The organism is Streptomyces sp. NPDC087270 (assembly GCF_044744625.1).
Lineage (GTDB): Bacteria > Actinomycetota > Actinomycetes > Streptomycetales > Streptomycetaceae > Actinacidiphila.
This window is the reverse complement of sequence record NZ_JBIUYR010000018.1, coordinates 1-21196: the sequence shown is the minus strand read 5'-3', so window position 1 is coordinate 21196 and position 21196 is coordinate 1. Positions and strand designations below refer to the sequence as shown.

The window sequence follows — 21196 nt, the reverse complement described above, 5'->3', positions numbered from 1 at the left end:
GGTCACCCCGGCGGGTTCAGGGGCCCGTCAGCTCGTCGTAGACGCTGAGGACTTGGGCCACGGTGTCGTCCTCGGTGGGCCAGGTGGCCGCCTGGGCGCGGCCGGCGATCGCGAGGGCGGTGCGCCGGTCCTGGTCGGCGAGGAGATCGGTGACCGCGCGGGCGAAGACGTACGGGTCGCCGTAAGGGACGAGCAGAGCCGCGTCGCCGACGAGTTCGGGGGTGCCGCCGACCGCGGTGGCGACCAGGGGGACGCCGGCGTACAACGCCTCCTGCGCGATCAGGGGGCGGCCCTCCCAGCGGCTGGGCAGCACCACGAGGTCGGCGGCGGAGAGCAGTTCGGGGACGTCGTCGCGCCGCCCGAGCAGCACCGCCGGCAACTTCTCGGCGTCGATGCGGTGTTCCAGCGCCGCCCGTTCCTGCCCCTCCCCCGCGATCACCAGCAGCGGCCGCAGTTCGGAGTCGGCCCAGTGCGCGGCCGCCGTCAGCAGGAAGTCGTACCCCTTGGAGGGTTCGAGGCGGCCCACCGCCAGCAGCAGCGGCCGCTCCTCGGCACCGAACTCGGCCCGGACCCGCTGCTTCCTGCGCTCCCCGTCGGCGGGCGGCAGCGGCGGGCGGGCCGGCGGTCTCGGTACGGCCGCGGGCGCCAGCCGCACGTCGTGGGCGCCGTGGCCGCGGGCCCGGTCGACCAGGTCGGAGGAGACCCCGAGCACCACGGTGGCCGCGCGTACCGCCCGGCGTTCCAGCCAGCGCGCCATCATCCCGGCCCGGCCCCGGGCGGGTGCCTCCCCGCCGTGCCAGGTCACCACCAGCGGCACCCGGCGACCGCCGAGCGCGAGGGCGGCGAGCAACCCGGCCCGCAGGCCGTGCGCGTGGACCACGCTCGCGCCGGCGCAGGCGGACCGCAGCGCCGCGACCGCGGGGGCGTCGGCGGCCGCGGAACGACCGAGCTCGATCGGGGAGAACCGCGCACCGGCCGCCGTGAAGCCGTACTCGGCGTCGATGCCGGCCGGACCGCAGACGGTGACGTCCACCCCGCGCGCGACGAGTCCGGCCGCCAGCGAGCGGACGTGCGCGCCCACCGCCGTGCTCAGCACGTGCACGGCGTTGAGCTGCCCCTGAACGGGGTGCGGGCTGCTGCTCACGCGGGCGGGGCTCCTGACTCGGCGGACGCTGCTGCGGCGGACGCGGATACGGGCGCCCGGTCCAGGATGCCAGGCCGTGGCCCTGGCCTGACCGCCGCGGAGGGCATCCTTGCCGCCCACCCCCGGCCGGGATCACCCATACGGGTGTGCCGTACGGCCCCAGGCGTCGAACCGCCGCACCACGGGGGCCTTCCAGAACCGTTCGCCCGCGCCGACCCGGTCGCCCACCGCGGCCAGCGCGACCACCACCGCCGCGTGGGTGACCAGCGCGGTACGGCCGTCGGCGAGGGCGAGCGCCGCGCCGAGTGCCGCGCCCAGCGCGTGCGCGCCCGCGTCACCGAGCATCGTCCGCTCGTGCAGGTCGTCGCCGAGCACCGCGGCGGCCGCGCCGAGCGGTGCGGAGGCGAGCACCGCGCCCGGGCCGCGCCGCAGCAGGTTCGGCAGCCCGGCGGTGATCACGGCCTTGGCGGCGCGGCCGGGCGCCACGTCCGCGAGGTTCACCGCGTGGGCGCTGCCCGCGATGACGACGCCGGCCAGCATCTGGTCGAGCGGCCTGGCCTTGAGCAGCACGCCCGCCGCCAGGCCCGCCGCGCCGATGCCGAGCAGCTTCACGCCGCCGGAGGTCAGCCGCCGTTCCCGCAGGGCGCCGAGGTGCGCCGCGAAGCCGCGCTCGCCCGGCACGCCCTTCTGGTCGTCGTACGCCCCGCAGGCGCCGGCCGCGAGCGCGGCGCCGACCGCGGCGATCCGGGCCCGCGCGCTCACCCCGCGGGCCGCGGCCATCGCGGTCGCGGCTCCCGCTGCCGCCGCGAGCCCGCCGTACAGCTCCACACCGCGGCCGGCGTGGTTCGTGCGCTGCCACATGCGTGCCTCGACGGGTGGCCTGCGGCGCAGTTGGCGGTAGGCCGCGCGGGTCGCCGCGGCAGCCGCGGCCCCCACCGAGAGGTGTCCGCTTCTCGGGTTCACCGTGTCCGGCTCCTCGCCGTAGTTGGTTGCGGTCGCGTCCCCGGGCCGAGTCGTGTCCCCGGGCAGCCGGCCATCGTCAGGTGGCCCCGGACCCGACCGGACGGGACGGCCCGGAGGACGCGTTCAGCGGGACGCCTTGGCCGCGGCGAGGAGTTCCTCGGCGTGGGCGCGGCCCAGCTCCGAGTCCTCCAGCCCCGCGAGCATGCGGGACAGCTCGCGCACGCGGTCCTCCCCTTCGAGCACGGAGACACCGCTGCGGGTGACGGACCCGTCGTTGGTCTTCTCGACCAGCAACTGCCGGTCGGCGAAGGCCGCGACCTGCGGAAGGTGGGTGACCACGACGACCTGGGCGGTGCGCGCCAGCCGGGCGAGCCGCCGGCCGACCTCGACCGCCGCCTTGCCGCCGACCCCGGCGTCGACCTCGTCGAACAGGTACGTGGGCACCGGGTCGGACCCGGCGAAGACCACTTCCACCGCGAGCATCACCCGGGACAGCTCACCGCCGGAGGCGCCCTTGGCGATGGGCCGCGCCGGAGAGCCGGGGTGCGGGGCGAGTTGGAGCTCGACCTCGTCGGCGCCGGTGGGACCGTGCACGACCGCGCGGCCGCCGACCTCGATCCCGGTCGCCGGGTCGGCCGCCTCGGTCTGCCGGATCGCGACGGTCACGCGGGCGTGCGGCATGGCGAGTTCGGCGAGTTCCGCGGTGACGGCGACGGCGAACCGTTCGGCCGCCTCGGTACGGGCGTCGGTGAGGTGCTGGGCGAGGTCGCCGAGTTCGGTGCGCAGCCCGTCGCGTTCCGCGGTCAGCTCGGCGATCCGCTCGTCGTCGCCTTCGAGTTCGGTGAGCCGGGTGGCGCTGCGCTCGCCCCACGCGAGCACCGCGTCGATGCCGCCGCCCTCCCCCTCGTCGGCGGCGTCGGTGCCGTACTTGCGGACGAGGTGCGCGAGGACGGAGCGGCGCTCCTCGACGGCGGCCAGCCGCAGCGGGTCGGCGTCCAGGTTGTCGGCGTATCCAGCGAGTTCGCCCGCGACGTCGCCGGCGAGGATGCCGATCTCGCCGAGCCGCACCGCGAGGTCGGCCAGGACCGGGTCATGGGCGCTGACCGCGTCCAGCGCGCGCTGGGCAGCCGCGATCACGGTGCCCGCGTCGACGCCCTCGGGGTCCTCCGGGTTCCCGGCGAGGCCCGCGTGCGCGAGGGTGGCCGCGGAGGCGAGCGCTTCGGCGTGGCCGAGGCGTTCGGCCTCGGCGGCGAGTTCGACGTCCTCGCCCGGCAGCGGCTCGGCCGCGGAGATCTCCTCGACGCCGAAGCGGAGCAGGTCCGCCTCCTGGGCGCGTTCCCGGGCGCGGGTGGTCAGTTCGTCGAGCTGCTCGGCCACGTCCCGCAGCCGGCGGTACGCGGAGCCGTACTTCACCAGCGGCCCGGCGACGGCGTCGCCCGCGTACCGGTCCAGGGCCTCGCGCTGCCGCGCCGGGCGCAGCAGGCCCTGCTGGTCGGTCTGGCCGTGCACCGCGACGAGCTCGTCGGCGAGTTCACCGAGCAGCCCGACCGGCACGCCCCGGCCGCCGACGTGCGCGCGAGAGCGCCCCTCGGCCGAAACGGTACGGCTGATCAGCAGGGCGCCGTCGTCCAGCTCGGCGCCCGCCTCCACGGCGCGCACCGCGGCCGGCGCCCCCGGGTCGAGGCCGATCCGGCCCTCGACCACCGCGTGCTTGGCGCCGATCCGCACCAGCGCGGGGTCGGCGCGGCCGCCGAGCAGCAGCCCCAGACTGGTGACGACCATGGTCTTGCCCGCGCCGGTCTCACCGGTCACCGCGGTGAAGCCGGGGGACAGCTCCACCACGGCATCCTCGATGACTCCGAGCGACCGAATCCGCATTTCCTCCAACACGGATACGACCATACGAGGTTTCGGCTGGCCGTGGGACCGCCCGGGGTACCCGTTCGCGTGAGTTCCCCGGACCTGGCGGCGGGAGAACGGCGGGCGAGTGACCGGCGGGGGGTGCTCCCGCCGGCTCTGCCTCGCTTCCCCGCGGCCCCGGGGGTCAGGGCGCCGCGACCCCGCGCCAGCCGGAGACGGGGAGCGCGAACTTGGCGACCAGACGGTCCGTGAAGGACGCGTGGTGCAGCCTCGCCAGCCGTACCGGGACGGCGCCGCGCCGCACTTCCACCCGGGCGCCCGGCAGGAGTTGGACGGTCCGCCGCCCGTCGCACCACAGCACGCCCTGCTGGGACTGCGGCTGCACCTCGACCGCGAGCACGGACCGCGGCGAGGTCACCAGCGGCCGGGCGAAGAGCGCGTGCGCGCTGATCGGCACCATGAGCAGCGCCTCGACCTCCGGCCAGACCACGGGCCCGCCGGCGGAGAACGCGTAGGCGGTGGAGCCGGTCGGGGTGGCGCAGACCACGCCGTCGCCGCCGAACCCGGAGACGGGACGGCCGTCGACCTCGGTGACGACCTCCAGCACGCGTTCGCGCGACGCCTTCTCCACGGACGCCTCGTTGAGCGCCCAGTCGGTGTGCACGACCCGGCCGTCGTTGCGGACCAGCACGTCGAGGGTCATCCGCTCCTCGACCTCGTACTCCTTGGTGACGACCCGGTCCACCACCTTGTCGAGGTCGTCCCGCTCGGCCTCGGCGAGGAAGCCGACCCGGCCGAGGTTGACGCCGAGCATCGGCACCCCCGAGGCGCGGGCGAACTCCGCGCCGCGCAGCAGGGTGCCGTCGCCGCCCAGCACGATGATCAGCTCGCAGCCCTGTACGGACCCCGGTCCGATCTCGCCGACCAGCTCGACGGCGGCCGGCAGCGGCAGATCCGCGGCCTCGTCCTCCAGCAGCCGCACCCCGATGCCGCAGCGCATCAGCCCGTGCACCACCCGCTCGGCGCTGCGGATCGCCGACTCGCGGCCGGTGTGGGTGAGCAGGAACACGGTACGGATCGCGGTCCCGCCCGCCTCGTCAGGTGACCCCGCCGCATCAGGTGACGTGGACAGCTTGGACAGCTCGGTCATCGGGGCCCCTCCGCCACAGCACGGTCGACTTCGGCCGGGTCCAGCGCGGGGGCGCCGGAGCGCAGCCACAGAAAGTACTCCACGTTCCCGGACGGGCCGGGAAGCGGGCTGGCGGTGACGCCGAGCGCGCCCAGCCCGAGGGCGGCGGCCTGTTCGGCCACCTTCCGTACGCTCTCGGCCCGCAGTCCGGTGCTGCGGACCACTCCGCCGCTGCCCAGCCGTTCCCGGCCCACCTCGAACTGCGGCTTCACCATCAGCACCAGGTCCGCGTCGGGCGCGGCGCAGCGCACCAGCGCGGGCAGCACCAGGCCGAGCGGGATGAACGACAGGTCGCCGACGACCAGTTCGGCCGGCCGGCCGTCGATCGCCTCCAGCGTCAGCTCCCGCACGTTGGTGCGGTCCTTGACGATGACGCGGTCGTCGCTCTGCAGCGACCAGGCGAGCTGGCCGTAGCCGACGTCCACGGCGACCACCTCGGCGGCGCCCGCGCGCAGCAGGACGTCGGTGAACCCGCCGGTGGAGGCGCCCGCGTCCAGGGCGCGGCGGCCGGCCACGACCAGGCCGCGCGGGGTGAACGCGGCGAGCGCGCCGGCCAGTTTGTGGCCGCCGCGCGAGACGTAGTCGGGTTCGTCGTCGTTCTTGGCCACGACCAGGGCCACGCTGGTCTCCACCTGCGTGGCCGACTTGGTCGCGGTCGCCCCGGCCACGGTCACCCGGCCGGCGGCGATCAACTGGCTTGCGTGCTCACGGGAGCGCGCGAGATTCCGGCGCACCAGCTCGGCGTCGAGTCGGCGTCGTGCCACGTACGGTTCAGCCCCTGTTCTCGTCCAGCGCGGTCAGCGCGTTCCGCAGTCCGGCGTGCACATCTTCGTAGACCTCGATGTGCGCGTCCGTGGGGAGCGCGTCCGCGTCCCGCAGCCGCTCAACCGCGGCGTCCACCTCAGCATTCCCCGTCGCGTCGACCGTCACCCCCAACGGCTCGGCGCGCCGCTCGGCTTCGGCCACGGTGGGCGGCTGCTCGGCGGCGGTTCCGGGTGCGTCGGGGGGCGTTGGGTCCGGGTCCGTCGCGGGTCGCGGCTCGGGGGTCACGCCGGGCAGATCGTAGCTCTCACTCATCGCCGCCGCCGGGCCGGGTGGACTCGGACTCGGGCGCCTGCGTCGGAGCGGGCGCCGGGGTGGGCTTCGCGGCCGGGGTGGTCTTCTTGGCCGGCGCCTTCTTCGCGGTGGTGGTCTTCTTGGTGGCCGACTTGGTGGCCGACTTCTTGGTGCCGGCGGCCTTGGTCGCGGTGGCCGACTTCTTCGCGGGGGTGGTCTTCTTCGCGGCCGTCGTCTTCTTCGCGGAGGCCGGGGCCGCCTTCTTGGCGGGGGTCTTCTTCGCCGTGGTGGTCTTCTTCGCCGTGGTGGTCTTCTTCGCCGTGGTGGTCTTCTTCGCCGTGGTGGTCTTCTTCGCCGTGGTGGTCTTCTTCGCGGCGGTCGTCGCCGGTGCCGTCCCGGCGGGCGGGTTCGGCGCGGCCGTCGAAGGGGTCGAAGACGTCGAAGCAGTGGAAGCCGTGGGAGCCGTGGAAGTCGTCTTCGCGGGGGCCTTCTTGGCGGTGGTCCTCTTCGCGGAGGCGGTCTTCTTCACGCCGGCCGGCTTCTTGGCCGCCGTCTTCCCGGCCGTGGTGGTCTTCTTCGCGGCTGTCGTCTTCGTCGCGGTCGCGGCCTTCTTGGCCGGGGCCCTGCGCGGGGTCGCCGGCCGGTCCGTCGCCGCGGTCCTGCGCGGGTTGGCCACCGACTTCCGCGCGGTGCCGCCCGGCCTCCCGGGCGCCGCCGCGGACTTGGCGGGCTGCACCGGCTCGGGCTCGACCCGCACGTGCTCGACCGGGGGCGTCGACGCCGGGCCGGCCGGCGGCTTCGGAGTGGTCGGGCGGGTGGGGGCGGTGCGCTGCGCCCGCTCCTTGGCGGTGGCCGCCCGGCCCGTGGACCCGCCGGCGGCCTGGGACCCGGCCGCCGTCCCGTCGTCGGGCTGCGGTGTCTCCAGGTTCCTGATCCGGCGTTCCAGCGTCTCCAGCACGACGCCGACCTTGGTGACCTCGTCGGCGAGCCGGCTGACCCGGCCCATCGTCTTGTCGACCTCTTCCCTGACGATGCCGAGCAGCAGGTCGCGGTTGGCCCGGCCGGAGGCGATCAGCTCGTCCGCGAGGGTCTGCACCTCCGGGGGGATCGCCGCACCGATCCGCTCCTGAAGGGCCGCGGGGTCGATCCCCGCCTGGTCGAACATCTCCTTGGCCGCCTCCACCGCACGGCGCCGGGTGGCCTCTGTCAGGCCGCCCGCGATCTGCAGACAGGTACGCAGTGCGTCCCGCATCGCTCACACTCCTCGCCTCGCCGTCGGCGCATGCCGCCGCACGCTGATGCATGCGGTGACGACGCTACCTCTTTCCGTGGCCGTGCCCCGATCACGGGCCCTGCGGTACCGTCATCCGGACGTATCGCACCACCGGGAGACACCGCAGCCGATGGCCACCATCGAGGAGTGCCGCAGCGCGCTCGACACCTTGTCGGAGAACCTCGCGAAGGCCAATGGCGCGGTCCGTGACGCCACCGCGCTGGACCGCTCGCTGAGCTGCCGGATCACCGACCTGGACGTGACTTTCGTGGGCCGGCTGGCGGCCGGCAGCATCCAGGACGTGGTCACGCTGCCGGGCGCGCCGGAGCGGAAGGCGCAGATCCGGCTGGCGATGACCGGCGACGACCTGGTCCGGCTGGTCGGCGGCGAGCTGAACTTCGCGAAGGCGTGGGGCTCCGGCCGGGTCAGGGTGCAGGCGAGCCTGCGGGACGTGCTGAGGCTGCGCTCGCTGCTGTAGCGGCGCCGTCCTGCTCCGTGTCGACGTGCTCGGTGTCGGCCCGTTCCGTGTCGGCCCGTTCCGCGTCACCCCGTTCCGCGTCCGTCTTCCCCGGTGCGCGCCGGGCCGCCGGCACGACCAGCGGCGTACCGCTCTCCGGGTCGTCGATGATCCGGCACCGTACTCCGAAGACGCGTTCCACCAGTTCGGTGGTGATGATCTCGGCGGGCGGGCCCTGGGCCTCGATCCGGCCGTCCTTCATGGCGATGAGGTGGGTGGCGTAGCGGGCGGCCTGGTTGAGGTCGTGCAGGACGGCGACGAGGGTGCGGCCGCGCTGCTCGTGCAGGTCCGCGCACAGGTCGAGGACGTCGATCTGGTGCTGGATGTCGAGGAAGGTGGTCGGCTCGTCGAGCAGCAGCAGCGGGGTCTGCTGGGCGAGGGCCATCGCGATCCAGACGCGTTGCCGCTGGCCGCCGGAGAGTTCGTCGACATAGCGATCGGCGAGGGCGGCGACGCCGGTGGCGGCCATCGACTCGTCGACGATCCGCTCGTCCTCGGCGGACCACTGCCGCAGCAGGCCCTGGTGCGGGTAGCGGCCGCGGGCGACCAGCCCGGAGACGGTGATGCCGTCGGGCGCGACCGAACTCTGCGGGAGCAGGCCGAGCGTCCTGGCCACCGCCTTCGCGGGGAGCGCGCCGATCGCCCGCCCGTCGAGCAGCACCCGCCCCTCGGCGGGCTTCAGCAGCCGCGACAGGGCACGCAGCAATGTCGACTTGCCGCAGGCGTTCGGGCCGACGATGACGGTGAAGGAGCGGTCGGGTATCGCGACCGAGAGGTCCTCGGCGATGATCCGCTGGTCGTAGCCGAGGGTGACGGCCTCGGCGGCGAGGCGGGTGCCGCCGGCCGGGGCCGGGGTGATCGTTCCGTGGGCGCCGGCCACCTCGGCGGCCTCCGCCGCCTCCGCCGCCTCCGCCGTCGTACGTGTCGACTTGTCGGTGCCGCGGAACATCCGGCGGAACCCCTTTCCTGGTCGTGCCGTTGCCTGGTCCTGGCCGTGCTCCGCCCCGGAGCGGTTCCGAGCCCTGTCGTCTGCCGCCGCTCCCTCCCGCGCCGTGCCGTCCCCTGCCGCGCCCTCCCGCGCCGCACCGTCCGCGCTCATATCCGCCCCGCCCTTCGTTCGCTGATCAGCAGCCACAGCAGGTAGCCGCCGCCGAGGACACCGGTGGCCACGCCGACCGGCACCTCGCCCGAACCGAAGGCGCGCTGGGCGGCCCAGTCAGCGGCGACCAGCAGGGCCGCGCCCATGAGGGCGGACGGGACGAGCGCGACACCGGGTGAACGGGTGAGGCGGCGGGCGAGTTGGGGCGCGGTGAGGGCGACGAACGCGATCGGGCCGGCCGCCGCGGTCGCGGAGGCGGTGAGCAGCACGGCGACCAGGACGGTGATGAGCCTGATCCGCTCGACGTGTACACCCAGCGCGCTGGCCGCGTCATCGCCCATCTCGGTGATCCGCAGCGCGCGTCCGCTGACGAGCAGGATCGGCATCAGGACGACGGCCGCGCCGAGCAGCGGCCACGCCTGGGACCAGCTGCGGCCGTCGAGCGACCCGGTGATCCACACCACGGCCCGCGCCGCGTCCACGATGTCCGCCTTGACCAGCAGGTAGCTGTTGACGGCCGACAGCACCGCGGAGGCGCCGATGCCGACCAGCACCAGCCGGTAGCCGTGCACCCCCCGCTTCCAGGCCAGCAGGTAGACCGCGATCCCGGTCAGCAGGCCGCCCACCACCGCGCCGATCGACACCTGGTACGACGGGCCCTTGAACAGCACGATCACGACGAGGGCGCCGGCCGCCGAGCCCTGGCCGAAGCCGATGACGTCGGGGCTGCCGAGCGGGTTGCGGGAGACGGTCTGGAAGGCGGCGCCCGCCATGCCCAGGCTGGCGCCGACCAGCAGCGCCACCACGACCCGCGGCAGCCGCAGTTGGCGGACGATGAAGTCCTGGCCCGGGTTGCCGTGGCCGGTGAGGCTGCGCAGCACGTCGAGCGGGGCGATGTGGTAGTCGCCGGTGCCGATCAGCACCACCGACACGGCCAGCGCGATGACGGCCAGGCCGGCGCACACCAGCAGCGAGCGCCGGTCGACACGCACGGAGCGGCCGCCGCGGCGCAGTACGGTCTGGCTCACAGTTCGGCCATCCTTCGGCGTCGGACCAGCGCGATGAAGACCGGACCGCCGATGACGGCGGTGACGATGCCGACCTGGAGTTCCGCGGGCCGGGTGATGACCCGTCCGATGACGTCGGAGCCGAGCAGCAGCACCGGCGACAGCACGGCGGCGTACGGGAGTATCCACCGCATGTCGGGGCCGGTGATGCCGCGCACCACGTGCGGCACCATCAGCCCGACGAAGACGATCGGGCCGCACGCGGCGGTGGCCGCGCCGCACAGCAGGGTGATCGCGGCCATCACCATCACGCGGGTGCGGGTGAGTTTCGCGCCCAACCCGCGCGCGGTGTCGTCGCCGAGGGCGACCGCGTTCAGCGGGCGGGCGGTGGCCAGGGCGAGCACCGCGCCCACCGCGAGGAAGGGCGCGATGTCCCGGACGGTGGCCATGTTCGCGGAGGCGAGCGAGCCGACCTGCCAGAAGCGCATCCGGTCCAAGGCGACCTTGTCGGTGAGTTCGACCGCGGTGGTCCAGCCCTGGAGCAGCGCGGTGATCGCGGTGCCGGCGAGCGCGAGCCGTACCGGGGTCGCGGAGCGGCTGCCGCCGATGGCGTAGACGAGCACGGAGACCACGGCGGCGCCGGCCAGCGCGAACCAGACGTAGCCGGTGGTCGAGGTGACGCCGAGGAAGCTGATCCCGGAGACCACGGCCGCGGCGGCGCCGGCGTTGACGCCGAGCAGTCCGGGGTCGGCGAGCGGGTTGCGGGTCAGCGCCTGCATGGCGGCCCCCGCCACACCGAGCGCCGCGCCGACCATCAGGCCGAGAACCGTACGCGGCAGCCGCAGTTCGCGGACCACGACGTCGTCGTCGGTGCCGGAGTAGTGGAACAGGCCGTGCCACACCTGGTCGACGGGGATGTTCCGCGCGCCGATCGCGACGCTCGCCACCACCACGAGGACGAGCAGTCCCAGGGCCAGCAGCAGCCCGGCGGCCCGGCGCGTGTCGGCGCGGGAGACGCTGCCGCGGGGCGGGGCGGACGGGGGTCCGGTGTCCGCCTGAGGCGGGGAGTGACGGTCGACCAGCACGGAACTTAGGTTAGCCTACCCTCGCCAGGTCACTTCGAGCAGAGCGGTAGCCGTCATGCATTCGTCCCGTTTCGCAACAACGTCCGGACTGTCGCGCCGAGGTGTCCTCGCCGCGGGCGGATCGGTCGGGCTCGGCGCGCTGCTGGCGGCGTGCGGCGGGTCATCGGACTCCGGCTCCTCCGGCTCCGCGAAATCGGACGGCAAGGAGACCACGTCCGCCTCGGGCCCGTGGAGCTTCACCGACGACCGCAAGAAGACCGTAAAGGCCGCCCACGTCCCGGGCAACCTTGTGGCCTACATCGGTTCCGCGGCCGCCCTGCACGACTACGGCATCGAGTGCACCGGCGTCTTCGGCCCCACCACCCTCAAGGACGGCTCCGCCGACCCGATGGCCGGCGGCATCGACGTCAAGAAGGTCACCGTACTCGGCAACACCTGGGGCGAGTTCAACATCGAGAAGTACGCCGCCCTCAGCCCCGGCCTGCTGATCAGCCACATGTACGAGGCCCCCACCCTCTGGTACGTCCCGGACGACAGCTCGAAGCAGATCCTCTCCCTGGCACCCAGCGTCGGCATCAACGTCGCCGGTGTCCCGCTGACCACGCCGCTCCAGCGCTACGCCGAACTCGCCCGGTCCCTCGGCGCGGACATGACCACCGGCGCCAACGCCGCCCAGAAGGCCCGCTTCGAGAAGTCGTCCGCGGACCTGCGCGCCGCCGCCAAGGCGCACCCGGGCGTCACGGTGCTGGCCGGCTCCGCGAGCACCGACTCCTTCTACGTCTCCACCCCCTCCTCCGCCGCCGACCTGAGCTACTACAAGAGCCTCGGGGTGGACTTCATCGTCCCGAACAAGGTCAAGGGCGGCTTCTTCGAGACGCTGAGCTGGGAGAACGCCGACAAGTACAAGTCGGACGTCATCATGCTCGACAACCGCACGGCCACCCTCCAGCCCAAGGACCTCACCAGCAAACCCACCTGGGCCCAACTCCCCGCGGTCAAGGCCGGCCAGGTGCTCGGCTGGCCGAGCGAGCCGATCTTCTCCTACGCCAAGTGCGCCGACCGGATCGACGCCCTGACCAAGGCCATCACGTCCGCGAAGAAGGTGATCTGACACCATGTCCGACCTGACCTACGACTTCTTCCACCCGCGCGTGGTGCGCACCCATCAGCTCTCGCCGACCCTGCTGCGGGTCGTGCTCGGCGGCGCGGACCTCGCCCGGGTCGTCAGCGGCGGCCACGACCAGCGCTTCAAGCTGTTCCTGCCGCACCCCGGCCAGCCGGCCCCCGTCCTGCCCGACGTCCTCGACAGCGACTGGTACGGCCACTGGCGCGCGCTCGACCCGGCCGTACGCGGCATCATGCGCACCTACACCATCAGCGGCGTACGGGGGGACCCGCCGCAGGTCGACGTCGACTTCGCGCTGCACGGCGACCTCGGCCCCGCCTCCCGCTGGGCCGCGCGGGCCCGCCCCGGCGACAGCGTCTCGATCCTCGCGCCCGTCGCCGAGGACAACGGCGGCGTCGAGTTCCAGCCGCCGGCCGGCACCGGCTGGGTGCTGCTCACCGCCGACGAGACCGCGCTGCCCGCGCTCGCGAACATCCTCGCCGCGCTCCCCGCCGGCCTGCCGGTGCGCGCCTTCGTGGAGGTCGGTCACCCCGACGACCGCGTCCCGCTGCCCACCGAGGCCGACGCCGAGATCACCTGGCTGGTCCGCGGCGGCCACGACCGCACCGCTCCCCTGCTCGACGCGGTCCGCGCCGCCCGCGTCCCCGAAGGCACCGTCCGCTACGCCTGGTTGGCCGGCGAGTCCGGCTGCGTCCGCGCGCTGCGCCGCCACCTGGTCGCCGAGCGCGGCCTGGACCGCAAGTCCGTCTCCTTCACCGGCTACTGGCGCCAGGGCCGCACCGAGGACGACCTGCTCACCGCCGCGATCGCCGCGGCCGAGGACGAAGCCACCGCCGAGGCGGAGAAGGTGGAGTCGGCCGAGGCGCAGCCGGCGGCGGTGGGAGCCGCGGGATAGCGCGCGGGGCAGGGCCCCGGGCACTGCCCCGGGACGGGCCGGCGCCGCGTCACCCGGCCCAGCGGCCGGTGAAGAAGGCCAGCGCGACGACGGTGGCCAGCGGTCCGGCCACCGCGAAGTAGGCGGTGCGCAGCCGCGGCCGGACCGTGGTCGCCGCGCACAGCGACGTCCACAGCGGCCACCACAGCAGCGCCGCCCGCGGGATCGACATGTACCAGTACGACGTGCCCAGCGCCCACAGGCTCAGCGCGATGTACACCGCCTCGGCCCAGCGGTGCCGCCACAGCAGGTACACCAGCACGCCGACACCCGCCAGCATCGCGAGCAGTTCGGCCTGGAACATCGCCGCGTAGCCGGTGCTCTGGGTGTGCCCGAACGCCGCGGTCCAGGTGTGGTGCCACGCGGTCCAGGGGCTGTGGAAGTCCCGGGCCCAGCCGCGCTCCTCCGCGTCCTTCCACGCCATCCAGTCGCCGGTGCGGCCCTTCAGGTAGGCGCTGTACAGCAGCGGCGGCAGCGCGGGCAGCGCCAGCCAGGGCAGCGCGCGCAGGTCGCGCGGGCGGCGCACCGAGGCCAGGAACTGGACGGCGAGCGCCGCCGCCAGGAAGAGCCCGCTCACCCGCACCGCGCAGGCCAGGCAGGTCAGCACCGCCGCCTGGCCCCAGGCCGCCCGGCGTGCCGCGAGCCACGCGGGCAGCGCCAGCGCCAGGAACAGCGCCTCGGTGTAGCCGGCCGCGAGGAACACCGCACACGGCGACAGCAGGAAGAGCCGTACGGTGTGCCGCCCCGCGTCGGCGCCCGGCAGGTCCCGCCCGGCTATTCGGCCGAGCGCCAGCACCGCGACCGCGCCCGCCACGAACGAGATGGTCAGCCCCGCCGCGGTCCAGTCCCGGATCACCGTGTGGACCGCGCGCAGCACCATCGGGAAGCCGGGGAAGAACGCGTCGCGGTTGTCCCAGCCCTGCTCGCCGGGGCCGGGCCCGCCCGCGGGGAAGTAGCCGTCCCGCGCGATGTGCAGGTAGTACGCCCAGTCCCACTGCTGCCACGGCGCGAGGACCGACACCGGGCGGTGGCTGTCCGTGTCGGCCGGGAAGATCCAGCGGGCACAGTACTCGGTGACCCACAGCCCCGCCCGGGTCAGGACGTACAGCCACAGCACATCGCGGTCGGCGGGCGTCAGCCGGGCCGCGAACCGCCGTGCCGGGGACGGGCGTCGGCGCCGCGCGCCGGAGGGTTCGCGGGGTACGGCCGGAGCCGCCTCGGTGGCCGGCGGAGCGGAGGAGAGCGTCATGAACGGACCTTCCGGGCTGCGTCAGGACGTACGGCACCGCGCCCTGGCGGGTGGGACGCGCGGGCGGGGGCGGTGCGGGATATCGGGATCAGGGTGCGAAGTCAGCGATCGGGTGCGGGTGTCGGGGGTAAGGCGGCCGGTGGCCGGCGCGCGGGGGGCAGGGCGTCCAGCTCAGGACCCTTGCCGTCCACAGCGCTTGCCGTCCGCCGTGCCTTGCGTCCACGGGACGTGTCGTCGGGGCTCATGAGGTCAGGGCTGGTGGTCAGGGCCCTGCGTTCCGGGCTCCGTGGTCCGCGGATAGGTCGGCAGGCCGCCGGCCGAGGTGGCGGACGCCGGAGGTCCGACGCCCGTCGGCGGGGTGGTGCCGGTCAGGCCGGACGGGTCCGGACTGCGGGTCGGGTCCTCCGCGGTCGACGACGCGCTGCTGGTCGCGGTGCCGGATCTGCCGTCGCCGCTGGGCGTGCCGCGGCTGCTGGTGACACCGCTGGGCGACACCGGATCGTCGCCGCGCGGCAGCGTCGCGACGAGCCCCGCGGCCGTACCGGCGAGCGCCACGCACGCGGCCGCCGCGGCAATCGCCGTACGCCGTCTGCGCCGGGCCGCGCCGCGCGCCCGGACCTCGGCCGGGGGCGCGGACCGGGTCCTGGCCTGACCGCTCGCGGCGGCCGCCTTGAACAGGCCGCGCAGCGGGTCGTCCCCGTCCCGCTCCCGGGACCGGCCGGGGCCGGCGGCGCCGAAGGCGGGACCGGGGAAGTCGCCGACGTCGTCGAACTCGCCGAAGCCGCCGTGCATGTCGTGGTGTTCAGGCACCGGGAGCCTCCTCGTTCCGCGGATCGTGCAGGAGGTGGGCGAGCGCCGAGCGGCCGCGGACCAGGTGCGTCTTGACGGTGCTCACCGACACCCCGGTCTCGGCCGCGATCTGGTCGACGCTGAGATCGCAGACGTAGTGCAGGGTCAGCGTGCGGCGCTGCTTCGGCGGCAGCTCGCGCAACGCCTCCACCAGCACCACCGGTTCCGGGCCCGGCCCTTCCGCGGGCATGGGCGGCCCGGTCCGGTGCCAGGCGTCGGCGGTGCGCCGCCGACCACGCCACCGGCTCACCGCCAGCCGCCACGCGACCGTACGCACCCATGCCTCCGGGCGTGCGTCGGACCGCAGTTGGCGCCGCCGGCTCCAGCCCCGGACGAACGCCTCCTGCACGACGTCCTGCGCCTCTTGGTGATCGCCGAGCATCACGTACAACTGGCCGGTCAGCCGACCGACCGTCTGCGCGTAGAACTCCTCGAACTCCTCGACGGTCAACGATCGCTCCCGGTCTGCTCGGTCTCACCGGGCATACGCTCGTCGGGCCCGATCCGGTCTACACCGCGCACCACTTCGCGACGTGACCTGCGTCATACTCCGGATGCGCGGGGCTCCCCCACGGCTCCCGGTTCCCCGTTCCCGCCCCGACCCTCCCCCGGTCTCCGCTCCTCCCGTTCCCGGCCCTCCCCCGGGCTACAACCCCAGGCGCGCGACCGCCTTCGCCGCGTCGAGCTCGCAACTCCCCTCGCCCGCGCTGCTCCAGGCCGCCCCGCACAACGCGCGCAGCCCGTCGAGCGGCTCGCCCCCGCCCTCGACCGTGAGCGCGCCGCCCGACACCGACGCGGTCCAGCCGCCGCACACCGCGGCCCCCTCGCCGGAGACCTCCACTCCCGGCTGCGCCGCGAGCAGATCCCGCAGGTCGCGGCCGACATACGTGGGCCGGTGCTTCGGCGGGGCCGCGAGCAGCGCCGCCGCGTCGGTGATCCCGGTCAGCACCAGCAGCGAGTCGACACCGCCCGCGAACGCGCCCTCGATGTCCGTGTCCAGCCGGTCCCCGACCACCAACGGCCGCTTCGCGCCGGTGCGCAGCACCGTCTCCCGGTGCATCGGCGGCAGCGGCTTCCCCGCGGCCTGCGGGGCACCGCCGGTCGCGAAGCGCACCGCCTCCACCGCGGCGCCGTTGCCCGGCGCGATGCCCCGCCCGCTCGGGATGGTCAGGTCGGTGTTCGACGCGAACCACGGCACCCCGCGGTTGACCGCGTACGCCATCTCCGCCAGCTGCGACCACCGCAGATCCGGTCCGTACCCCTGCACCGCGGCCACCGGGTCGTCGTCCGCGGAGTCCACCGGCACCAGCCCGCGCTCCCGCAGCGCGGTCATCAGCCCCTCGCCGCCCACCGCGAGCACCTTCGAACCCGCCGGCACCTGGTCCGCGATCAGCCGTGCCACCGCCTGCGCCGAGGTGATCACGTCGGCCGCGCCCGCCGGCACCCCCAGCCGCGTCAGGTGCTCCGCGACCGTATCCGGCGTGCGCGAGGCGTTGTTGGTGACATAGGCGAGGTGCATGCCGTGCTCACGCGCCGTGCCGAGCGACTCCACCGCGTGCGCGATCGCCTCCCCACCCGCGTAGACGACACCGTCGAGGTCGAGGAGCGCGGTGTCGTACGCGGTGTCCAGCGACTCTTCGCTGCCGTGCGGGCTGGTGCGGTGCGTCATGGCGGGGCTCGCTCCTTCGAGTGCGGACTACCCGTCGATCATCCCCCATGCCCGAGGGCGTCGTAGCATGCGCGGATGAGTGAGACCGATCAGGACCACCCGCGGGGCCCTCACCTGGCGCCCTTCCGCGGGCTGCGCTTCGTACGGGAGCGCGTCGGCAGCCTCGCCGCCGTCACGTCGCCACCGTACGACGTCGTGGTACGCCCCGACGGACAGCGCCACTTGGAGACCGCCGACCCGTACAACGTGGTCCGGCTGATCCTCCCGGACGCCGCCACCCCTGACGCCCGCCACCGCAAGGCCGCCCGCACCCTGGCGGCCTGGCTCGACCGGGGCGTCCTCGCCCCCGACCCGGTCCCCGCCCTCTACGTCTACGAGCAGCGCGACGGCGACCACCTCCAGCGCGGGGTGATCGGCGCCCTGCGGCTGAGCGGTCCCGAGGAGGGGGCCGTGCTGCCGCACGAGGACGTCATGCCGGGACCGGTCGCCGACCGCGCCGCCCTGATGCGCGCGACCGCGGCCAACCTCGAACCCCTGCTGCTCGCCTACCGGGACGGCCCCGCCACCGCCCGCGTCGTCGAGCGCACCGCCACCGCCGCGGACCCCCTGCTCGCCACCACCACCGAGGACGGCGTACGGCACCGGCTGTGGGCGCTCACCGATCCCGCCGACCTCACCGCGATCGACGCCGAACTCGCCGACCGCCAGGCCCTCATCGCCGACGGGCACCACCGCTGGGCCACCTACCGCCGGCTCCAGACCGCCCACCCGCCCGGCACCGGCTGGGACTACGGCCTCGTGCTGCTCGTGGACACCGCCCGCTACCCCCTGCGGGTACGCGCCATCCACCGCGTGCTGCCGGAACTCCCGTCCGCCGCCGCCCTCGCGGCCGCGCGCCACGTCTTCCGGGTACGGCGGCTGGCCGGCGGCGATCTGGCGGGGGCGCTGGAGGCGCTGAAGGAGGCGAGCGCGGAAGCGGAGGGGGCGCTTCCGGACGGGAGCGCGGGTAGGGGCACCGGTACGGGTGCCGGCGGCAACGCCTTCGTACTGGCGGGCGACGGTTCCTTCCACCTGCTGGACCGGCCCGACCCCGTGCTGCTGCGGGAGGCCGTGCCGGAGGACCGGCCGGAGCCGTGGCGGCGGCTGGACGCCGCCGTGCTGCACAGCCTGCTGCTCGACCGCGTCTGGCAGGTGCCGGACTCCCCCGACCACATCCGCTACATCCACGACACCGAGGCGGCGGTCCGCCTCGCCGAGCAGCTCGGCGGCACCGCCGTGCTGATGCACCCGGTGCGCGAGCACATCGTGCTCGACCTGGCCCGCCAGGGCGTGATGATGCCCCGCAAGTCCACGTCCTTCGGGCCGAAGCCGGCGAGCGGGCTGGTGATGCGGAGCGTCGAGCTGGGATGACCGGCCGGCGCCATTCCGCCGCCTGCGAAACGGCGAGGGCGGCACCCGCGTGGTCGCGGATGCCGCCCTCAACTCACCGGATGGTGAAGGACGTTCAGTCGTCCTCGCGCTCCGGGTGCGCCGGGGCGCGGAACGGGGAGTCGAGGAAGGACGACGGCTCGGCCGATCCGGCGTCGTCGCCGGTCACCTGGTCCTCGTCGCCCGCCGGGTCCTTGACGTCCTCGGCGCTGTCCTCGGCGTCGTCCGTGTCCTGGGCGTCCTCCGTGTCCTCGGTGTCCTCGGTGTCCTCCGAGATGCCGGCCGCCTTGGCATCGGCCTTCACGTCGGACGAGGAGTCCGCGTCGTCGCGGTCCTCGTCGTCCTCGTCGTCCTCGTCGTCCGAGTCGGCGTCGTCCTCGTCGTCGAAGTCGGCGTCGTCCGCGTCGTCCGCGTCGTCGGCGTCCTCGTCGTCGACCACGACCTCGTCGGTCAGGCCGTCGTCGATCACCTCGACCACCACGTCGGCGCCGGCGGGCGCGTCCGTCGCGGCGTCCGTGCCCGCGTCCGACGCGTGGCCGGCCTCGTCGTCGTCCTCGTCACCCTCGAAAGCGTCCACGAACGCGACACCGTCGAGCTGGGCGAGCCGGTCGGAGGCGTCGGTCGTCCCGTTGTGGTCGGCCTCCACCGCCTTCGCGAACCACTCGCGGGCCTCGGTCTCCCGGCCGACCGCGAGCAGCGCGTCGGCGTAGGCGTAACGCAGCCGGGCCGTCCACGGGTGGATGGCGTTCGCCGCCAGCTCCGAGCTCTGGAGGGTGACCACCGCGGCCTCGGCCTGGCCGAGGTCCTGCCGGGCGCCGGCCGCGACCAGCCGCATCTCGACCTGCCCGGCCTTGTCCAGCTTGTGCACCTCGGGCGCACCCGCCATCTCCAGGGCGCGCTCGGGCCGCCCGAGCCCGCGCTCGCAGTCGGCCATCACCGGCCACAGGTCCACCGTGCCGGTCATCCGCCGGGTGGTGCGGAATTCCGCCAGCGCCTCCGAGTACCGCTCGGTCGCGTACGACGCGAAGCCGGCCGCCTCCCGGACCGCCGCGACGCGCGAGGCGAGCCGCAGCGCGACACGTGAGTACGCGTACGCCTGCTCCGGCTCCTCGTCGAGGAGCCGCGCGACCATCACCAGGTTGCGTGCCACGTCTTCCGCGAGCGTCTTCGGCAGGCTCATCAGCTCCTGCCGCACGCTCGGGTCGATCTCCTGGCCGGTGACCTCCTCCGGGATCGGCAGCCGCCTGACCGGCTCGCGGTCGTCCCTGCGCTCGTCCCGACCGCCGCGGCTCTCGAACCTGCCCCGGCCCTGCACCGCCGGACGCCGGCCATGGCCGCGGTCGTCGTCGCGCCGCGGGCCGCGCGGACGGTCGTCCCTGCGGTCGTCGCGCCGGTCATCACGCGGGCGGTCGTCACGGCGGAAGCCGCCGCGGTCGTCATCACGACGCGGACCACGCGGACGGTCGTCCCTGCGGTCATCACGACGGTCATCACGCGGGCGGTCGTCACGACGGAACCCGCCGCCGGGACGGTCGTCCCTGCGGTCATCACGGGGACGGTCGTATCGAGGACGGTCGTCGCGGGGACGGTCGTCGCGCGGGCGGTCATAGCGGGGACGGTCCGAACGGTCGTCACGGCGGAAGCCACCGCCACCACCACCGGGGCGGTCGTCACGACGGAACCCACCACGGTCGTCATCACGACGCGGACCACGCGGACGGTCATCCCTGCGGTCATCACGAGGACGGTCATCACGCCGGAAACCGCCACCACCGCCACCCGGACGGTCGTCGCGCGGGCGGTCATAGCGGGGACGGTCCGAACGGTCATCGCGACGGAAGCCACCGCCACCACCACCGGGGCGGTCGTCACGACGGAACCCACCACGGTCGTCATCACGACGCGGCCCACGCGGACGGTCATCCCTGCGGTCATCACGAGGACGGTCATCACGCCGGAAACCACCGCCACCGCCACCCGGACGGTCGTCGCGCGGGCGGTCGTAGCGGGGCCGGTCCGAACGGTCATCGCGACGGAAGCCACCACCACCACCGGGGCGGTCGTCACGACGGAACCCACCGCGATCGTCATCACGACGCGGACCACGCGGACGGTCATCCCTGCGGTCATCACGAGGACGGTCATCACGGGGACGGTCAAAGCGCGGCCGGTCCGAACGGTCGTCACGGCGGAAGCCACCGCCACCACCACCGGGGCGATCGTCACGACGGAACCCGCCACGGTCGTCATCACGACGCGGACCACGCGGACGGTCATCACGCGGGCGGTCGTCCCTGCGGAAACCGCCACCGCCACCCGGGCGGTCATCGCGACGGAAACCGCCGCCACCGCCCTGACGGTCGTCACGGGGGCGGTCATAGCGCGGCCGGTCGGAACGGTCGTCGCGACGGTTGCCGGCGCCACCACGGTGGTCATCGCGACGCGGGCCACCGGGACGGTCGTCACGCCGATCCTCGCGGCGGTGATCGCCGCGCTCGGGCCTGTCTTCGGGCGAGTTGGACATCGACGTGACTCCTGTCGGATCGTACTGCTGTAGTTCAAGTCTCCCGTAGCGGCCGGGAGGACGCGCTTCGAGCACAACAAAAAGGACCCCTGGTCCCAGCGCTCAGGCCAGGACCAAGGGTCCAGAAAGATTGTTCGGCGGTGTCCTACTCTCCCACAGGGTCCCCCCTGCAGTACCATCGGCGCTGAAAGGCTTAGCTTCCGGGTTCGGAATGTAACCGGGCG

The 21196-nt window shown here is 74.4% G+C and carries 19 protein-coding genes, 1 rRNA gene and 1 pseudogene; 5 read left to right on the top strand and 16 right to left on the bottom strand.

Annotated elements, in window-relative coordinates; all coding sequences use genetic code 11:
- Positions 1 to 16: 16 nt before the first annotated feature.
- The 7 genes from ACIPAE_RS30090 to ACIPAE_RS30060 form a co-directional block, all read right to left on the bottom strand.
- Positions 17 to 1144 (bottom strand): glycosyltransferase family 4 protein, encoded by a 1128-nt coding sequence (locus ACIPAE_RS30090; RefSeq protein WP_402449448.1) that lies wholly within the window; start codon positions 1142 to 1144, stop codon positions 17 to 19.
- A gap of 132 nt (positions 1145 to 1276) precedes the next feature.
- Positions 1277 to 2107, bottom strand: coding sequence for a hypothetical protein (locus ACIPAE_RS30085; protein WP_328462505.1), 831 nt, complete (start codon positions 2105 to 2107; stop codon positions 1277 to 1279).
- A gap of 123 nt (positions 2108 to 2230) precedes the next feature.
- Positions 2231 to 4009: a DNA repair protein RecN gene (gene recN / locus ACIPAE_RS30080; RefSeq protein ID WP_402449446.1), complete on the bottom strand. Its 1779-nt coding sequence runs from the start codon at positions 4007 to 4009 to the stop codon at positions 2231 to 2233.
- Positions 4010 to 4151: 142 nt separating this feature from the next.
- On the bottom strand, positions 4152 to 5036 hold the full coding sequence (locus ACIPAE_RS30075) for an NAD kinase (RefSeq protein ID WP_366413605.1): 885 nt from the start codon (positions 5034 to 5036) through the stop codon (positions 4152 to 4154).
- 77 nt (positions 5037 to 5113) lie between these two features.
- Complete coding sequence (locus tag ACIPAE_RS30070; RefSeq protein WP_328462509.1) at positions 5114 to 5920, bottom strand: TlyA family RNA methyltransferase; 807 nt, start codon at positions 5918 to 5920, stop codon at positions 5114 to 5116.
- A 7-nt stretch (positions 5921 to 5927) separates the two neighbouring features.
- Positions 5928 to 6233 (bottom strand): hypothetical protein, encoded by a 306-nt coding sequence (locus tag ACIPAE_RS30065; protein WP_329370796.1) that lies wholly within the window; start codon positions 6231 to 6233, stop codon positions 5928 to 5930.
- Positions 6226 to 7464: a hypothetical protein gene (locus ACIPAE_RS30060; RefSeq protein ID WP_402449442.1), complete on the bottom strand. Its 1239-nt coding sequence runs from the start codon at positions 7462 to 7464 to the stop codon at positions 6226 to 6228. Before ACIPAE_RS30060 ends, ACIPAE_RS30065 begins: the two co-directional genes overlap by 8 nt.
- Before the next feature lie 151 nt (positions 7465 to 7615).
- Between ACIPAE_RS30060 and ACIPAE_RS30055 the strand changes: the two genes are divergently transcribed.
- On the top strand, positions 7616 to 7963 hold the full coding sequence (locus tag ACIPAE_RS30055; RefSeq protein WP_329370792.1) for an SCP2 sterol-binding domain-containing protein: 348 nt from the start codon (positions 7616 to 7618) through the stop codon (positions 7961 to 7963).
- On the opposite strand, the gene ACIPAE_RS30050 is transcribed toward ACIPAE_RS30055, so the two are convergent.
- The 3 genes from ACIPAE_RS30050 to ACIPAE_RS30040 form a co-directional block, all read right to left on the bottom strand.
- Entirely contained in the window at positions 7911 to 8951 is a 1041-nt protein-coding gene (locus ACIPAE_RS30050; protein WP_402449440.1) for an ABC transporter ATP-binding protein, read from the bottom strand. The two genes, ACIPAE_RS30055 and ACIPAE_RS30050, sit on opposite strands and share 53 nt — an antisense overlap.
- 146 nt (positions 8952 to 9097) lie before the next feature.
- Positions 9098 to 10129, bottom strand: a complete 1032-nt coding sequence (locus tag ACIPAE_RS30045; RefSeq protein WP_329370788.1) for an iron chelate uptake ABC transporter family permease subunit — start codon at positions 10127 to 10129, stop codon at positions 9098 to 9100.
- A complete protein-coding gene (locus ACIPAE_RS30040) occupies positions 10126 to 11193 on the bottom strand; it encodes an iron chelate uptake ABC transporter family permease subunit (protein WP_329370786.1) in 1068 nt (355 codons plus the stop codon). Before ACIPAE_RS30040 ends, ACIPAE_RS30045 begins: the two co-directional genes overlap by 4 nt.
- Before the next feature lie 55 nt (positions 11194 to 11248).
- Here ACIPAE_RS30040 and ACIPAE_RS30035 point away from each other — a divergent pair, with 55 nt between their 5' ends.
- On the top strand, positions 11249 to 12304 hold the full coding sequence (locus ACIPAE_RS30035; RefSeq protein ID WP_329370784.1) for an ABC transporter substrate-binding protein: 1056 nt from the start codon (positions 11249 to 11251) through the stop codon (positions 12302 to 12304).
- 4 nt (positions 12305 to 12308) lie between these two features.
- Positions 12309 to 13214 carry a siderophore-interacting protein gene (locus tag ACIPAE_RS30030; RefSeq protein ID WP_402449435.1) on the top strand — a complete coding sequence of 302 codons (906 nt, stop codon included), beginning with the start codon at positions 12309 to 12311 and terminating at the stop codon, positions 13212 to 13214.
- A gap of 49 nt (positions 13215 to 13263) precedes the next feature.
- Here the strand turns inward: ACIPAE_RS30030 and ACIPAE_RS30025 are convergent, their stop codons facing one another.
- The 4 genes from ACIPAE_RS30025 to ACIPAE_RS30010 all read right to left on the bottom strand — a co-directional run bounded on the left by ACIPAE_RS30025 (position 13264) and on the right by ACIPAE_RS30010 (position 17020).
- On the bottom strand, positions 13264 to 14502 hold the full coding sequence (locus ACIPAE_RS30025) for a mannosyltransferase family protein (RefSeq protein WP_402449434.1): 1239 nt from the start codon (positions 14500 to 14502) through the stop codon (positions 13264 to 13266).
- A gap of 249 nt (positions 14503 to 14751) precedes the next feature.
- Positions 14752 to 15312 (bottom strand): hypothetical protein, encoded by a 561-nt coding sequence (locus ACIPAE_RS30020; RefSeq protein ID WP_402449432.1) that lies wholly within the window; start codon positions 15310 to 15312, stop codon positions 14752 to 14754.
- Positions 15305 to 15802 carry a SigE family RNA polymerase sigma factor gene (locus ACIPAE_RS30015; RefSeq protein ID WP_329370776.1) on the bottom strand — a complete coding sequence of 166 codons (498 nt, stop codon included), beginning with the start codon at positions 15800 to 15802 and terminating at the stop codon, positions 15305 to 15307. Before ACIPAE_RS30015 ends, ACIPAE_RS30020 begins: the two co-directional genes overlap by 8 nt.
- Before the next feature lie 195 nt (positions 15803 to 15997).
- On the bottom strand, positions 15998 to 17020 hold the full coding sequence (locus ACIPAE_RS30010; protein WP_402449428.1) for an HAD-IIA family hydrolase: 1023 nt from the start codon (positions 17018 to 17020) through the stop codon (positions 15998 to 16000).
- Between the two features lie 75 nt (positions 17021 to 17095).
- Here ACIPAE_RS30010 and ACIPAE_RS30005 point away from each other — a divergent pair, with 75 nt between their 5' ends.
- On the top strand, positions 17096 to 18430 hold the full coding sequence (locus tag ACIPAE_RS30005; RefSeq protein ID WP_402449425.1) for a DUF1015 family protein: 1335 nt from the start codon (positions 17096 to 17098) through the stop codon (positions 18428 to 18430).
- A 382-nt stretch (positions 18431 to 18812) separates the two neighbouring features.
- On the opposite strand, the pseudogene ACIPAE_RS30000 reads toward ACIPAE_RS30005, so the two are convergent.
- Positions 18813 to 19628: pseudogene (locus tag ACIPAE_RS30000) on the bottom strand (hypothetical protein); the annotation flags it as partial.
- A 150-nt stretch (positions 19629 to 19778) separates the two neighbouring features.
- On the opposite strand from ACIPAE_RS30000, the gene ACIPAE_RS29995 reads away from it, so the two are divergent.
- The gene (locus tag ACIPAE_RS29995) at positions 19779 to 21005 is read left to right on the top strand and encodes a hypothetical protein (protein ID WP_402449423.1); all 1227 of its coding nucleotides are present in this window, start codon (positions 19779 to 19781) and stop codon (positions 21003 to 21005) included.
- 99 nt (positions 21006 to 21104) lie between these two features.
- Here ACIPAE_RS29995 and rrf read toward each other — a convergent pair.
- Positions 21105 to 21196: ribosomal RNA gene (rrf, locus tag ACIPAE_RS29990) — 5S ribosomal RNA — on the bottom strand; the annotation flags it as partial.

What these genes read in the sequence shown, in the direction of transcription:
- recN (WP_402449446.1), bottom strand. Translation starts at nt 4,009, where the DNA reads ATGGTCGTATCCGTGTTGGAGGAAATGCGGATTCGGTCGCTCGGAGTC.
- ACIPAE_RS30065 (WP_329370796.1), bottom strand. Translation starts at nt 6,233, where the DNA reads ATGAGTGAGAGCTACGATCTGCCCGGCGTGACCCCCGAGCCGCGACCC.
- ACIPAE_RS30060 (WP_402449442.1), bottom strand. Translation starts at nt 7,464, where the DNA reads ATGCGGGACGCACTGCGTACCTGTCTGCAGATCGCGGGCGGCCTGACA.
- ACIPAE_RS30055 (WP_329370792.1), top strand. Translation starts at nt 7,616, where the DNA reads ATGGCCACCATCGAGGAGTGCCGCAGCGCGCTCGACACCTTGTCGGAG.
- ACIPAE_RS30050 (WP_402449440.1), bottom strand. Translation starts at nt 8,951, where the DNA reads ATGTTCCGCGGCACCGACAAGTCGACACGTACGACGGCGGAGGCGGCG.
- ACIPAE_RS30035 (WP_329370784.1), top strand. Translation starts at nt 11,249, where the DNA reads ATGCATTCGTCCCGTTTCGCAACAACGTCCGGACTGTCGCGCCGAGGT.
- ACIPAE_RS30030 (WP_402449435.1), top strand. Translation starts at nt 12,309, where the DNA reads ATGTCCGACCTGACCTACGACTTCTTCCACCCGCGCGTGGTGCGCACC.
- ACIPAE_RS30025 (WP_402449434.1), bottom strand. Translation starts at nt 14,502, where the DNA reads ATGACGCTCTCCTCCGCTCCGCCGGCCACCGAGGCGGCTCCGGCCGTA.
- ACIPAE_RS30010 (WP_402449428.1), bottom strand. Translation starts at nt 17,020, where the DNA reads ATGACGCACCGCACCAGCCCGCACGGCAGCGAAGAGTCGCTGGACACC.
- ACIPAE_RS30005 (WP_402449425.1), top strand. Translation starts at nt 17,096, where the DNA reads ATGAGTGAGACCGATCAGGACCACCCGCGGGGCCCTCACCTGGCGCCC.
- ACIPAE_RS29995 (WP_402449423.1), top strand. Translation starts at nt 19,779, where the DNA reads ATGGCCGCGGTCGTCGTCGCGCCGCGGGCCGCGCGGACGGTCGTCCCT.